At 61.0% G+C, this 13,383-nt stretch carries 13 protein-coding genes; 9 read left to right on the top strand and 4 right to left on the bottom strand.

Annotation, left to right across the window (positions count from 1 at the left end; genetic code table 11):
• Positions 1-73 precede the first annotated feature (73 nt).
• From ehuD to ehuB, 3 genes are all read right to left on the bottom strand, one after another.
• Entirely contained in the window at positions 74-730 is a 657-nt protein-coding gene (ehuD, locus tag JIO00_RS24370) for an ectoine/hydroxyectoine ABC transporter permease subunit EhuD (RefSeq protein WP_010458188.1), read from the bottom strand.
• Positions 727-1,386 carry an ectoine/hydroxyectoine ABC transporter permease subunit EhuC gene (gene ehuC, locus JIO00_RS24365; RefSeq protein ID WP_145310104.1) on the bottom strand — a complete coding sequence of 220 codons (660 nt, stop codon included), beginning with the start codon at positions 1,384-1,386 and terminating at the stop codon, positions 727-729. Before ehuC ends, ehuD begins: the two co-directional genes overlap by 4 nt.
• A 68-nt stretch (positions 1,387-1,454) precedes the next feature.
• On the bottom strand, positions 1,455-2,312 hold the full coding sequence (gene ehuB, locus JIO00_RS24360) for an ectoine/hydroxyectoine ABC transporter substrate-binding protein EhuB (RefSeq protein ID WP_010458186.1): 858 nt from the start codon (positions 2,310-2,312) through the stop codon (positions 1,455-1,457).
• 280 nt (positions 2,313-2,592) lie between these two features.
• Between ehuB and ehuR the strand changes: the two genes are divergently transcribed.
• The 8 genes from ehuR to JIO00_RS24320 all read left to right on the top strand — a co-directional run bounded on the left by ehuR (position 2,593) and on the right by JIO00_RS24320 (position 12,000).
• Complete coding sequence (gene ehuR, locus JIO00_RS24355; protein ID WP_200666996.1) at positions 2,593-3,987, top strand: MocR-like ectoine utilization transcription factor EhuR; 1,395 nt, start codon at positions 2,593-2,595, stop codon at positions 3,985-3,987.
• Between the two features lie 107 nt (positions 3,988-4,094).
• The gene (gene eutB / locus JIO00_RS24350) at positions 4,095-5,066 is read left to right on the top strand and encodes a hydroxyectoine utilization dehydratase EutB (protein WP_200666994.1); all 972 of its coding nucleotides are present in this window, start codon (positions 4,095-4,097) and stop codon (positions 5,064-5,066) included.
• Positions 5,067-5,105: 39 nt separating this feature from the next.
• Positions 5,106-6,098 (top strand): cyclodeaminase, encoded by a 993-nt coding sequence (locus JIO00_RS24345; RefSeq protein ID WP_200666993.1) that lies wholly within the window; start codon positions 5,106-5,108, stop codon positions 6,096-6,098.
• A 42-nt stretch (positions 6,099-6,140) separates the two neighbouring features.
• Positions 6,141-7,331 carry an ectoine hydrolase DoeA gene (gene doeA / locus JIO00_RS24340; RefSeq protein WP_200666992.1) on the top strand — a complete coding sequence of 397 codons (1,191 nt, stop codon included), beginning with the start codon at positions 6,141-6,143 and terminating at the stop codon, positions 7,329-7,331.
• 3 nt (positions 7,332-7,334) lie between these two features.
• The gene (gene doeB / locus JIO00_RS24335; RefSeq protein WP_083375770.1) at positions 7,335-8,336 is read left to right on the top strand and encodes a N(2)-acetyl-L-2,4-diaminobutanoate deacetylase DoeB; all 1,002 of its coding nucleotides are present in this window, start codon (positions 7,335-7,337) and stop codon (positions 8,334-8,336) included.
• A 68-nt stretch (positions 8,337-8,404) separates the two neighbouring features.
• Positions 8,405-8,884 (top strand): Lrp/AsnC family transcriptional regulator, encoded by a 480-nt coding sequence (locus JIO00_RS24330; RefSeq protein WP_083375771.1) that lies wholly within the window; start codon positions 8,405-8,407, stop codon positions 8,882-8,884.
• Positions 8,885-9,130: 246 nt separating this feature from the next.
• Positions 9,131-10,603, top strand: a complete 1,473-nt coding sequence (locus tag JIO00_RS24325; RefSeq protein WP_200666991.1) for an NAD-dependent succinate-semialdehyde dehydrogenase — start codon at positions 9,131-9,133, stop codon at positions 10,601-10,603.
• An 11-nt stretch (positions 10,604-10,614) separates the two neighbouring features.
• Entirely contained in the window at positions 10,615-12,000 is a 1,386-nt protein-coding gene (locus JIO00_RS24320) for an aspartate aminotransferase family protein (protein ID WP_010458170.1), read from the top strand.
• Positions 12,001-12,172: 172 nt separating this feature from the next.
• Here the strand turns inward: JIO00_RS24320 and JIO00_RS24315 are convergent, their stop codons facing one another.
• Positions 12,173-12,607: a YhcB family protein gene (locus JIO00_RS24315; protein WP_010458168.1), complete on the bottom strand. Its 435-nt coding sequence runs from the start codon at positions 12,605-12,607 to the stop codon at positions 12,173-12,175.
• Positions 12,608-12,751: 144 nt separating this feature from the next.
• On the opposite strand from JIO00_RS24315, the gene JIO00_RS24310 reads away from it, so the two are divergent.
• Positions 12,752-13,381 (top strand): alpha/beta hydrolase, encoded by a 630-nt coding sequence (locus tag JIO00_RS24310; protein WP_169857845.1) that lies wholly within the window; start codon positions 12,752-12,754, stop codon positions 13,379-13,381.
• The last annotated feature ends 2 nt before the right edge of the window (positions 13,382-13,383 follow it).

The following is a 13,383-nucleotide window of genomic DNA, read 5'->3' as shown; positions in this document are numbered from 1 at the left end:
GCCTCCTGCGGATGCAGCGGTGACGGATGGCTGCGCCGGGAAAGGTCGGTAGGTGTCGAGAGTGGAGAAGTCATTAGCGTAGCTCCAGGCGCACTTCAAGGCGCCGTACCAGATAAGCCAAGGCGATGCTCAGGGCGAGGAAAAACAGACCGACCATGGTGATCGGCTCCAGGTAGCGGAAGTTCTCGGAACCGATGTTTTTGGCCTGTTGCATGATTTCCACCACGGTAATCGCCGACAGCACCGGTGTGTCCTTGAGCATCGCCACCAGGTAGTTGCCCAATGGCGGCAGGATCGGCCGCAGGGCCTGGGGCAAGATGATGTTGCGGTAGGCGCTATAGGGCGCGATGTTCAGCGCCGTGACCGCTTCCCATTGCGCTCGCGGCACGGCGTCGAGGCCACCGCGATACACTTCGGCGATGTAGCAGGCGTAATGCAGGCCGATGCCGAGAATCCCGACTTGCATGGCCGTCATGCTGACGCCGTAATTGGGCAGCACGTAGTAGAGGAAATACACCTGGATCAGCAGCGGCGTGCTGCGGATGAACTCGATCACCCCGGTCGCCGGCCACGACAACCAGACTCTGCGGCTGCGTCGGCCAATCGCCAGGAACAGCCCCAGGACAATGGCGATCAGGAAACCGATCAGGGTAATCCCCACGGTGTTGAGCGAAGCGCGCAGCAAATCGGGGAGGATTTGCCAGGCGTAGGTCCAGTCGAACAGTGTCATGACAGACCTCCACGCATCCGCCCGCGAGCCAGACGCCGCTCTATCTGGCGCATGCCGATATTGATGGCTTGCGCCAGGACGAAGTAGATCACCAGCGCCAGGCTGAAGATTTCCAGGGTCTGGAAGGTTGCCTGATCGAGTTGCCGGGCACGAAAGCTCAGGTCCGACAACGTGATCAGCGACACCAGCGAGGTGTTTTTCAGCAATTCGATCAGCAGGTTGGTGCCGGGTGGGATGGCCGCAAGTAAGGCCTGCGGCAGGATGATCCGCCGAAAGCGTTTGTAGCCGCTGAAGTTCAGCGCCGTGGACGCTTCGTACTGACCTTTGGCGACCGAACTGATCGCGCCGCGCATCACCTCGGCGCCGTAAGCGCCGATGTGCAGGCCGAGGCCGACAATGGCCACGCTGTAGGGGCTCAGCTCAATATTGAACGGCGGCAACGGCAGCACAAAAAACAGCCAGAACAATTGCACCAGCAACGACGTGCCGCGGAACACTTCAATGTAAGCAATCGAAAACCAGCGCAGTGCCCGCCATGGCGACATGCGCCCGAGTGCCGCCAGAATGGCGGCGGCAATCGCCAGCAGCGAGCCGAAGAATGTCACCTGGAGGGTTACCCAGGCGCCTTGTATCAACAGCGGAAGTAATTCACCCATGATTCAACCTGGCCATCCGGAGTAAGCAGGGAAATAGGCATCGCGCCGTGGCGCCATGCCTGTTTCGACTATTGAGCGCAGAGCTCGGCAGCCGTTTTGCTTGTCACGTTGGATTTGTCGAAGCCGAAAGGGGCGACCGCCTTGAGGTGCTCTTCGGAGCCCAGCCACTTTTTCATCTCGGCGTTGACCGCATCACGCAGGTCCTTGTCTTCCGGGCGGAAGGCGAGGGCGCCGTAGCCGATGTGCGACGGATCGTCCTTGAACTCAGTGACGGCTTCGACTTTCTCGCCGCCCTTGGCGGCCAGGCCTTTCATGGTCAGTTGCGTGCCCACTGCCGCGTCGGCACGGCCGGCGCGCACGGCTTGCAGCTGCGCGGTGGTGTCCGGCACCTGAAGGATTTGCGCATCCTTCACGCCGGAGTCACGCGCATAGGCCAGGTTCACCGTGCCGGCCATGATCGCCAGCTTCACATCAGGGTTCTTGGCGATGTCTTCATAGCTGTGCAGGTTCTTCGGGTTGCCTTTGGCCGTGAGCAGGGCGTCCGGCAGCTGGTACTGCGGATCAGTAAACAGCACCTGCTTGCAACGAGCCGGGGTGATGTACATGCCGGCGGCAATCACGTCGAATCGCCCCGCGCGCAGTCCCGGGATCAAGGAGCCCCATTCGGTCAACACGCCGTCGACTTTCTTGATGCCCATCTTCTCGAAGATCGCTTTGGCGATTTCCGGCGATTCGCCGGTAACCTTGCCGTCGGTTTCGGTATAGGCGAAAGGGGTTTCGTTGGCGTAACCGATGCGAATGCTGCTGTTCTGTTTGACGGTTTCCAGCGTATTGGCGGCGTGAGCGCTGGCGGCCAGGCCGAACAAGGCACACGCCACGAACAGACGACGCAAAACATGGGGGGTGCGGGTGGGGAAATTGCTCATCGATAAAATCTCCTGTTTCTTGTGGACCCGTCTGTGACGGCTCTGTGGTAGGAGGCAGTGTGACAAGAGCAAAACGTATAAGGACTGATCCATGACGCGGGACGCAGTTCCGATACAGGTCGATTGGTTTTGTTGTAGGGGCTTGAAACGTGCCCGGGCATCGACCTTGAACCGAGCATACAAAAGCCTCAGGCATCGTGGCATTGCACTAGGACAATTGCTTTGCATGTATTCTCGCGGGATGCTGTGCGCACTGGCACCTACGCGGGTTTTAGCGCCGATGGATAAGTGGAAAGCAGCATTGGACGTCGCCCGCAGCGGTGAGTCCAAATACAAGATCCTGGTGCAGGCCATCGCCGACGACATCGAGCAAGGCGTGTTGGCCAACGATCAGCGCCTGCCGCCGCAACGGCACGTCGCCGATGCGATGGGCATCAGCGTGCAGACGGTCACCAACGCCTATAAGGAGCTGGAGCGCCAGGGCCTGGTGCGTTGCGAAGTCGGGCGCGGCAGCTTTGTGTCGCGACGCATGAGCGATCGGGTCGCCAACTATATTCTCGACAGCCCCGAGCGGGCCCTGGTGGATTTTTCCATCACCCGGATCATGCACACCCGTGAGCATGACCAGTTCTGGCGCGAGACCTGCCGCGAACTCAGCACCGAAGAGGATCAGCCGTGGATTCATGCATTTCGTCCGATTGCCGGGTTCGAATCGCACCGGGAAGCGGCCATGCACTGGATCGGGCGACAAGGGTTACGGGTCGAGCGTGACGACATCCTGATCACCAACGGCGCGGCCCACGGCATCTTTCTCGCGCTGGCTTCCTTGGCCGGCCCGGACGATGTGGTGCTGTGCGAGGGCGTCACCGACCACGGTGTGATCGGCAATTCCCAGGTGCTGGGGTTTACCCTCAAAGGCCTGGAGATGGACCGTTACGGCATTGACCCCGAGCATTTTGAAGACATGTGCAGTAACGAGCGCATCACCGCGCTGGTCTGTACACCGAACCTGAACAACCCCACCACCAGCCTGATGCCGGATAGCCGCCGGCGTGAAATCGCCGAGATCGCCCGGCGCTTCGGGGTGCACGTCATTGAAGACGATGTGTACGGCCCGTTGCTCGATGAGCGACGCGCGCCGCCGATCAGTCATTACCTGCCGGAGCTGTCGTTCTATTGCACCAGCATGACCAAGTCGGTGCTCACCGGTTTGCGCATCGGTTATCTGGTCGTGCCCAAGCGGCTGGCGCTGCGCACCGAGAGCATCTTGCGGGTCAACAGCTGGATGGCCACGCCCATGGTGTCCGAGATCGCGGCGCGCTGGATTCGTGATGGTCGCGCCGACACCCTGGTGGGCCTGCAGCGCAAACTCCTGGCGGGCCGCCAGGCGCTGGTCACTGAGTATCTGGACGAATACCTGATCGCCCAGCACCCCTATGCCTTGAACGCCTGGATCGGAATTCCGCCCCATTGGGAAATCGACAGCCTGGTCCGGGCATTGCGCCACAAACACATTGCCGTCACTTCACCTGACCCGTTCACCGTGCGCGGCACGCCTCGGCCGCGAGCGGTGCGGGTCTGTGTGGGCGCCGAATGCAGTGATGAAGAAATGCGTGTTGCGCTGATCGGCATGCGCGAGATCTTCGGCCAATACCCGCAGATCCATGACTTTTGAGCGAGAAAAAGTTCGCGAAAAGTTTGTCGGCTAAATTGCCCTAGTACATTCATCGCGACAATCCAGCCCTCTTAGACTGCGCCCAACACCTCGGTTGGGATGCGGTCATGTCAGCACTGCAATTGAACGATATTTACCTCGCTCGCCAGCGGATCGAATCGTTGGTTCGGCGCACGCCCATGGAGTATTCACCCAGCCTCTCGCAGCGCTTGGGTGTGGCGGTGTTTCTCAAGCTCGAATCCCTGCAACTGACCGGCAGCTTCAAGTTGCGTGGCGCCAGCAATGCCGTGGCGCAGCTTGATGTCGAGCAAAAGGCCCGTGGCGTGGTGGCCGCCTCGACCGGCAATCACGGTCGGGCGCTGGCGTATGCCGCGTCCCGGCAAGGTGTGAGGGCGACCATTTGCCTGTCGCGCCTGGTGCCGGCGAACAAGGTGCAGGCCATTCGGGATCTGGGGGCCGAGGTGTGCATCGTCGGTCACTCTCAGGACGATGCCCAGCGCGAAGCCGAACGGATTGCCAGCGAGCAGGGCGCGACATTGCTGCCGCCCTTCGACCACCCGGCGATCATCGCCGGGCAAGGCACCCTCGGGCTGGAAATCCTCGAGCAGCAGCCAGAGGTGGCGCAAGTGCTGGTGCCGTTATCCGGCGGCGGTCTGTTTGCCGGCGTGGCACTGGCGATCAAAAGCGCCAGTCCACACATCGTCACTCACGGCATCAGCATGCAGCGAGGCGCGGCGATGCACGCCAGCCTTGAAGCCGGGCATCCGGTCGAAGTCGAGGAGTTGCCGACCCTGGCCGATTCGCTCGGCGGCGGCATCGGTCTGGACAATCGTTACACCTTCAACATGACCCGCAACCTGTGCGACCACCTGCATTTGCTCAGCGAAGCCTCTATCGCCAATGCCATCCGCCATGCCTACCGCGAAGAGCGTCTGGTGCTCGAAGGCGCGGCGGCGGTCGGCATTGCCGCGTTGCTCGACGGCTTGATTGAGCCGCGTGGGCCGATCGTGGTGGTGGTCAGCGGCCGTAACGTCGATGTCGATCAGCATTTACGCGTGCTCGCCGGAGCCGATGCGTGAACCCCACAACAATAACCATCCGATTGGAGCGCTGCGTTGATGAGTGACATTACTTTATTGAGCGAAGCGGATTTGCGCGCCTGTGTGGCGCTGGATTTGCCGAGTATCGAAGCCATCGAGCAAGCCTTTGTGCTGCTGGCCACGGCCGCCGTGGCAATGCCGCCGATCCTGCGTCTGGACATCCCGGAGCACAACGGCGAAGTGGACGTGAAGACCGCGTATCTGCCGGGTCTGGAGCGTTTTGCGATCAAGGTCAGCCCGGGCTTTTTCGATAACCCGGCACTCGGCCTGCCGAGCCTCAACGGCATGATGATGCTGTTGTCGGCGCGCACCGGTTTGCTGGAGGCCTTGTTGCTGGATAACGGTTACCTGACGGCCGTGCGCACTGCGGCGGCGGGTGCGGTGGCGGCGCGGGCCCTGTCGCGGCCCGACAGTCGCAACGTTGCGCTGATCGGGGCCGGCGAGCAGGCCGCGCTGCAGTTGCAGGCCTTGCGCCTGGTGCGTCCGATTGAATCGGTGCGCGTCTGGGCGCGTGACAGCGCCAAGGCAAACAGCTTCAGTGCAGAACTGGCGCGCAGCAGCGGTCTGGCGGTGACGCCTTGCGCGAGTATCGAAGAGGCCATGGCCGACGCGGACATTGCGATCACTTGCACGCCCAGTCGTGAACCCTTGATTGAAACGCGCCATTTGCATCCCGGCCTGCACATCACTGCCATGGGCTCCGACGCCGAACACAAAAACGAAATTTCGCCCCAGGCGTTGGCGCAGGCCGACCTCTACGTGGCTGATCGCTTGAGCCAGACCCGCCTCCTCGGTGAATTGCATCACGCCTTGGCGGCCGGCGTCATGGCCGATGAATCGCGCCTGGTCGAGTTGGGTCAGGTGCTGGCCGGGCAACGTCCCGGCCGAACCGATGCGGCACAGATCACCGTGTGTGACCTCACCGGTACCGGCGCTCAAGACACCGCCATCGCCAATCTGGCCTTCGAGCGTGCGCGCTCGGCCGGCAAGGGTTTTCAGTTCGGCAGCTAAGCCGTTTTTTCATCCGTGCGTCATTTATCAGAGGGCATGTACATGTCTCAGATAGTCGTCAATCTCCCGTTCGAACGGGAGGAATACGCCCAGCGTCTGGCCAGGGTTCGAACGGCCATGCAGGCTCAGGGCATCGAGTTGTTGCTGGTCACTGATCCATCGAACATGGCCTGGCTGACCGGCTATGACGGTTGGTCGTTTTACGTCCATCAATGCGTGTTGCTGGCGCTCGACGGCGAGCCGGTCTGGTTCGGGCGCGGGCAAGATGCCAACGGCGCCAAACGCACCGTGTTCATGCAGCATGAAAACATCATCGGGTACCCGGACATTTATGTGCAGTCCCGGGAACGCCATCCAATGGATTACCTGTCGCGCGAAGTCATCAGCGCTCGCGGCTGGGACGCGCTGACCATTGGCGTGGAAATGGACAACTATTACTTCAGCGCCGCCGCCTATCTGTCGCTGAAGAAACACCTGCCAAAGGCCACGCTGATCGACGCGGTCGGGCTGGTGAACTGGCAGCGGGCGATCAAGTCGCCCCAGGAAATCGCCTACATGCGCATCGCCGCGCGCATCGTTGAAAACATGCACGCGCGGATCCTTGAACGCATTGAGCCGGGCATGCGCAAAAACGAACTGGTGGCCGAGATCTACAGCAGCGGCATTCTCGGTGCCGACGGTCATGGCGGTGATTACCCGGCCATCGTGCCGCTGTTGCCGACCGGCGCCGATGCCAGCGCGCCGCACCTGACCTGGGACGACACGCCATTCGAAAAAGGCGCCGGCACGTTCTTCGAAATTGCCGGTTGCTACAAGCGATATCACTGCCCGTTGTCGCGCACCATTTACCTGGGCAAACCGCCGCAGCATTTCCTCGACGGCGAAAAAGCCGTGGTCGAAGGCATCGCCGCCGGGCTCGAAGCGGCCAAGCCAGGAAACACCACGGGTGACATTGCCGTCGCGTTTTTCAAAGTGCTGGAGAAGTTCGGCATCCACAAGGACAGCCGTTGCGGTTATCCGATCGGGATCAGTTATCCGCCGGATTGGGGCGAGCGCACCATGAGCTTGCGTCCCGGCGACACCAGCGTGTTGCAACCGGGCATGACCTTCCACTTCATGCCGGGCCTGTGGATGGACGATTGGGGGCTGGAAATCACCGAGAGCATTTTGATCACCGAGACCGGTGTCGAAACGTTGTGCAACGTGCCACGCCAATTGTTCGTGAAGGATTGAGCCATGAGCGAATTGCCTGATAACCCGATCAGCGCCACGGTGGATTTCGCCCGCGAAGGCGTGCAGCACGGGTTTCTCAAACTGCCGTATTCGCGGGACGACTCGGCCTGGGGCGCGGTGATGATTCCGCTGACGGTGATTCAGCGTGGTCAGGGACCGACGGCGCTGCTGACCGGCGGTAACCACGGCGACGAATACGAAGGCCCGGTTGCGCTGAGCAAACTGGCGCAGGGCCTGACGGCTGGTGAAGTGAGCGGGCGGGTGATCATCGTCCCGTTCATGAATACCCCGGCGTTCCACGCCGGACGGCGCACGTCGCCCATCGACAAGGGCAACCTGAATCGCAGTTTTCCCGGCAAGCCGGACGGCACGGTGACCGAGAAAATCGCCGATTACTTCAACCGGACCTTGTTGCCTTTGGCCGATATCGTGCTGGACATTCATTCCGGCGGCCGCACCCTGGATTTCCTGCCGTTCGCCGCGAGTCATGTGCTGCCCGATAAACACCAGCAAGCCCGATGCGAAGCCGGCATGCGCGCGTTCAATGCCCCCTACAGCATGCGCATGCTGGAGCTGGATGCGGGGGCGATGTACGACACAGCCGCCGAGCGACAGGGCAAAGTTTTCGTCACCACCGAACTGGGTGGCGGAGGTTCGTCCAGCGCACGCAGTGTGGCGATCGCCGAGCGCGGGGTGCGCAATCTGCTGGTGCATGCCGGGATTCTCGAAGGCGAGGTCCAGACCGCTGCGTCGATCATGCTCGACATGCCGGATGCTGATTGCTTCATTGCCAGCGAACATGACGGCTTGCTGGAAATGTGTCGCGATCTGGGTGACAACGTGAGCAAGGGCGAGGTGATTGCCCGGGTTTATGACGCCACCCGCAGCGGTGTTGCCCCGGTGGAATATCGTGCGGCCCGCAGCGGTTTGCTGGCGGCGCGGCATTTCCCCGGGTTGGTGCAGTGCGGTGACACCGTGGCAGTCATCGCCGAAGTATTGGCGTAACACATTCCTTGTGGGAGCGGGCACGTCAGCTCCCACAAGGTCCCAATGGCACAGGAGTTCCTCGGCCCATGCACAAGCTTGATCGCTACGACCTGAAAATCCTGCGAATCCTTGCCGAAGACGGGCGGATCACCAAGTCGAGCCTGGCTGACGCGATCAATCTATCGGTGACCCCGGCCTGGGAGCGCGTGCGCAAACTGGAAGCGCTTGGGTTGATCAAGGGCTACCGGGCGCAGATTGACTGGAATGCGGTATTCAAAAGTCAGCAGGTCCTGGTCGAAATCACCCTGGCCCGACACACCGCACAGGATATGCGCCGGTTCGAGCAACGCATGTGCGAGGCGGCTGAAGTGGCGTTCTGTTACGCCACCGGTGGCGGGGTGGATTACATGGCGATGATCCAGGCGCCGGACATCGATCACTACCAGCGGTTTATCGACCAGCTGCTGCTCGACGATCTGGGCATCGAGCGTTACTTCACCTACATCGTGACCAAGACCATCAAGACCGCCGGCGCCTTGCCAGCGGAGCTGGCACAAGAGCCCTGAACACGACAGATCCGTGTGGGAGAGGGCTTGCTCACGTTGACTGACACGCCGCTTTCGCGAGCTGGCTCGCTCCCACATGACTGCTTGTCTGACTGAAAGAACAGTGTTCGTTAAGGGTCACCGCAAAATCTTCGGTTTTACGCTGTTCAATCAGAAAAAACCGCCTGCCAAGCCCCGCCAAACACCCAATAACCCGAGCCGAGCTGCCCTAGCATGGTTCCACGCACACGGTTTGGAGTAACCGCCATGACATACAAACATCCGCTGCTGTTCAAGGCACTGTGTTACGTCGATGGGCATTGGGTCCACAGCGACAGTGGTCACAGTGTCGCCGTGCATAACCCTGCCGACCTGAAATTGATCGGCCACGTGCCGATGCTCGATCAGCCGCAGATTGTCGCGGCTGTCGATGCCGCGCACCGGGCTTTTGCCGGCTGGCGCGAACAAAGCCTCGATGCGCGTGGGACGATTTTGCGGCGCTGGGCGGCGTTGATCCTTGAGCATCAGGAAGACCTGGCACGCATCCTCAGTCAGGAACAAGGCAAGCCGCTGGCCGAGTCTCGTGTGGAAATCGCTTACGCCGCGAGTTTCATTCCCTGGTTCGCCGAGGAAGCACGGCGTCTTTATGGGCAAAACATTCCCAGCCACATTCCTGGTGCACATCTGGGCACTCTCAAGGAGCCGGTCGGCGTCTGTGCACTGCTGACACCGTGGAATTTCCCGTCGGCCATGATCACCCGCAAAGCGGCCGCCGCCTTGGCCGCTGGCTGCACCGTGGTGATCAAACCGGCCCATGAAACGCCTTTTTCAGCGTTGGCGCTGGCGCAACTGGCGGAGGAGGCGGGCTTCCCGGCGGGCGTGTTCAACGTGGTGCTGGGCGAGCCGCAGATGACCATGCAAACCCTGGTGCAGGACAGCCGCGTGCGTTCGGTCAGCTTCACCGGCTCGACCCGCGTCGGCAAGTTGGTGCTGCAAGCGGCAGCGCAGGACGTGAAGAAAGTCTCGCTGGAACTGGGCGGCAATGCGCCGTTCATCGTCTGCGCCGATGCCGATCTGGCGCTGGCGGTGAAAGTCGCCGTAGAAGCCAAATTCCAGACCTCGGGTCAGGATTGCTGCGCGGCCAACCGGATCATGGTGCAGCGCTCGATTTACCCGGAATTCCTCCAGCGCTTTGCCGCTGCGGTTCGCGAGCTGCGGGTCGGTCCGGCCCTGGTGGGCGATCAAGAACAACCTGTCGACATCGGCCCGTTGATGCACCGGGCCGCTTTCGAGGTGACGGCTGAGCGTGTGGCTGACGCCCTTCAACTCGGTGCGCAACGCTTGGTCGGCGGCGAGGCTCACGCCTTGGGGGGATTGTTCTACCAGCCGACGGTGCTCGCGGATGTCACCCCGCAGATGCGCATCTACCGCGAAGAGAATTTCGCGCCGATTGCGGGGGTGATGCCGTTTGACACCCTTGAGCACGCCATCGAAATGGCCAACGACACCGAATACGGTTTGGCCGCCTACATTTGTTCCAATCGCCTGGACCTGATCTACCCGCTGATTCGCCGACTCGACCACGCCATGGTCGCGGTCAACGGCGTCAAGTTCACCGGCCATCCAATTCCGTTCGGTGGCATGAAAGCCTCGGGTCTGGGCCGCGAAGGCGGCACCGAGGGCTTCGAAGCCTTTGTCGAAACCAAATACTTTTGCCTGCACCATCAAGGCCAGTTCTAAGGAGACATGTCATGAACCAAGAACTCGATACCCTGTTCGAACAAGACCGCGCGCACTTCATGCATCCCTCGACCCACGCCCATGACCACGCCAGCGGCGCGCTCAAGGGACGCATCATCAAGAGTGCGTCGGGCATTCGCATCCGCGACCACGAGGGCCGCGACTTCATCGATGCCTTCGCTGGCCTGTACTGCGTGAACATCGGCTACGGCCGTACCGAAGTCGCCGATGCGATCTACAAGCAGGCCAAGGAGCTGGCGTATTACCATACCTATGTGGGGCATTCGACCGAGGCGATCATCGAGTTGTCCAGCCGCATCATGGACTGGGCGCCGCAGGGCATGAAAAAGGTCTATTACGGTCTGTCCGGGTCTGACGCCAACGAAACCCAGATCAAACTGGTGCGTTACTACAACAACGTATTGGGTCGCCCGCAGAAGAAGAAAATCATCTCCCGCGATCGCGGTTATCACGGCTCGGGCATCATGACCGGCAGCCTCACCGGCCTGCCGACTTTTCATCAGCACTTCGACCTGCCGGCCGAAGGCGTCAAACACACCGTTTGCCCGCACTGGTACCGCAAGGCGCCGGCCGGCATGGATGAAGCGGCGTTCGTGCGCTATTGCGCCGACGAACTGGAGAAAATGATCCTCGCCGAAGGGCCGGACACCGTGGCCGCGTTCATCGGCGAGCCGTTGATGGGCACCGGCGGCATCATCGTTCCTCCGGCGGGTTATTGGGCGGCGATTCAAGCGGTGCTCAACAAATACGACGTGTTGCTGATCGCCGATGAAGTGGTGTGCGCATTCGGTCGGCTGGGTTCGAAGATGGGCAGCCAGCGTTACGGCATGCAGCCAGACTTGATCACCACCGCCAAGGGCCTGACCAGCGCCTATGCACCGTTGTCGGCAGTGATCGTCGGCGAAAAAGTATGGGACGTAATCGAAAAAGCCTCTGAATCACAAGGTGCGATGGGCCATGGCTGGACATACTCCGGTCACCCGATCTGCGCCGCCGCGGCCTTGGCCAACCTCGATATTCTGGAGCGGGAAAACCTCACCACCAACGCCGAGAAAGTAGGCAGCTACCTGAACCGCCGGTTGCGCGAAACCCTGGAAGGCCATCCGCTGGTGGGTGAAGTGCGCGGTGACGGCATGCTTGCCGCCGTCGAGTTCATGGCCGATCGCGAGCAGCGCACGCCGTTCGACGCCGCCTTGAAGGTCGGCCCGAAAGTTTCGGCGGCCTGTCTCGAGCGCGGCATGATTGCCCGGGCGATGCCTCACGGCGACATTCTCGGCTTTGCGCCGCCGTTGATTTTGACCGAGGAAGAAGCCGACCTGATCGTCGACATCACCAAGAGCGCGGTGGATCAGGTGGCCAGCGAAGTGCTTGGCTGATCCCCAGCCTGGTTGAACAGGGCCCGTCCGATTCACAGATCGGGCGGGCTTTTTTGCGTCGCCTTTTCAGGCCCGCGAAGAGGTCAGGACAGGCACCAAAAATCCTCAATCAGAAACAAAAAAACCTCGGACAATCACTCGTCCGAGGTTTTTTGTGTCGCGCGAGACCTGATTACTTCTTCAGGCCGTAATGCTCATCGAGCATGCCCGGCGCGTTCGGAGCTTTGGGGGCGTAGTCGCGAGGCGGCTCCTGATTGCGCGGTGGCGTCAGGCGTTCCCGTGGAGCCTGTGCCGAATCGGCGTGCAGGGCGGCCAGCAAGCGTTGACGAGTCTGCTCGTCCAGGGCCAGGCGGTTGGCACCCTCGGCGAGGTGATCCTGCACTTCCTGATAGCTCGCCGTCAGCTTCTTGACCAGGTTTGCAGTGCTGTTGAAGTGGGTGACCACCTCGTTCTGATAACTGTCGAAACGTTCCTGAATGTCATCCAGCTGACGTTGGGTGCTGCTAGGCGCGGCATTCGGCACCAAACGAGCGATCAGGAAACCAATGGCGACACCCACAACCAGGGCAAGAGTCGGCAACAACCAAACTAAGAGCGAGTGTTCCACGAGTCCTTCCTCTATAAACGGCTTTGCTTTACGTTAACGGCTCGAACCTGCGCTGTATACCGCGATTCACTCGCAATAGATTGGCACAGACAATTTGCTAGACGAGTCGACCCGATTCGAGGTCACGGAGTTCCTTCCTTGCTTATGCGCGAAACCCCTGTAGTGATTGATGGCCCGGTCGGCCAACTGGAAGCCCTTTATCTTGATAATGAGCAGCCGCGCGGCATCGCGCTGATCTGCCACCCGAACCCGGTGCAGGGCGGCACCATGCTCAATAAAGTCGTCTCGACCCTGCAGCGCACCGCGCGCGACGCCGGTTTGATTACTTTGCGCTTCAACTACCGTGGCGTCGGTGCCAGCGAAGGCACCCACGACATGGGCACCGGCGAAGTCGACGACGCCCAAGCCGTTGCCGAATGGCTACGGGCCAAACACCCCGAGTTGCCGCTGACCCTGTTCGGTTTCTCCTTTGGTGGTTTTGTTGCAGCAAGTCTCGGCGGACGCCTGGAAGCCAAGGGCGAACAGCTCAAGCATCTGTTTATGGTCGCGCCGGCTGTCATGCGCCTGGGCGATCAGGATCAACTGCCGCAGCAGGGTGAACTGACCCTGATCCAGCCGGAAACCGACGAAGTGATTGATCCGCAACTTGTTTACGAATGGTCCGACAAGCTCGAACGCCCCCATGAGCTGCTGAAAGTGGCAGAATGCGGACACTTTTTTCATGGCAAGCTGACCGATCTCAAGGATCTGATCCTGCCGCGCCTTTCGAATTGATT

The organism is Pseudomonas sp. SW-3 (assembly GCF_016615645.1).
Taxonomy (GTDB): Bacteria; Pseudomonadota; Gammaproteobacteria; order Pseudomonadales; family Pseudomonadaceae; genus Aquipseudomonas; species Aquipseudomonas mandelii.
This window is presented reverse-complemented; position numbering and strand designations above follow the sequence as displayed.

Bases quoted from the DNA above. Each gene is read 5' to 3' on its own strand.
- ehuR (WP_200666996.1), top strand. From the start codon at position 2,593: ATGGATAAGTGGAAAGCAGCATTGGACGTCGCCCGCAGCGGTGAGTCC.
- doeA (WP_200666992.1), top strand. From the start codon at position 6,141: ATGTCTCAGATAGTCGTCAATCTCCCGTTCGAACGGGAGGAATACGCC.
- ehuB (WP_010458186.1), bottom strand. From the start codon at position 2,312: ATGAGCAATTTCCCCACCCGCACCCCCCATGTTTTGCGTCGTCTGTTC.
- JIO00_RS24325 (WP_200666991.1), top strand. From the start codon at position 9,131: ATGACATACAAACATCCGCTGCTGTTCAAGGCACTGTGTTACGTCGAT.
- ehuC (WP_145310104.1), bottom strand. From the start codon at position 1,386: ATGGGTGAATTACTTCCGCTGTTGATACAAGGCGCCTGGGTAACCCTC.
- JIO00_RS24330 (WP_083375771.1), top strand. From the start codon at position 8,405: ATGCACAAGCTTGATCGCTACGACCTGAAAATCCTGCGAATCCTTGCC.
- JIO00_RS24320 (WP_010458170.1), top strand. From the start codon at position 10,615: ATGAACCAAGAACTCGATACCCTGTTCGAACAAGACCGCGCGCACTTC.
- eutB (WP_200666994.1), top strand. From the start codon at position 4,095: ATGTCAGCACTGCAATTGAACGATATTTACCTCGCTCGCCAGCGGATC.
- JIO00_RS24345 (WP_200666993.1), top strand. From the start codon at position 5,106: ATGAGTGACATTACTTTATTGAGCGAAGCGGATTTGCGCGCCTGTGTG.
- doeB (WP_083375770.1), top strand. From the start codon at position 7,335: ATGAGCGAATTGCCTGATAACCCGATCAGCGCCACGGTGGATTTCGCC.
- ehuD (WP_010458188.1), bottom strand. From the start codon at position 730: ATGACACTGTTCGACTGGACCTACGCCTGGCAAATCCTCCCCGATTTG.
- JIO00_RS24310 (WP_169857845.1), top strand. From the start codon at position 12,752: ATGCGCGAAACCCCTGTAGTGATTGATGGCCCGGTCGGCCAACTGGAA.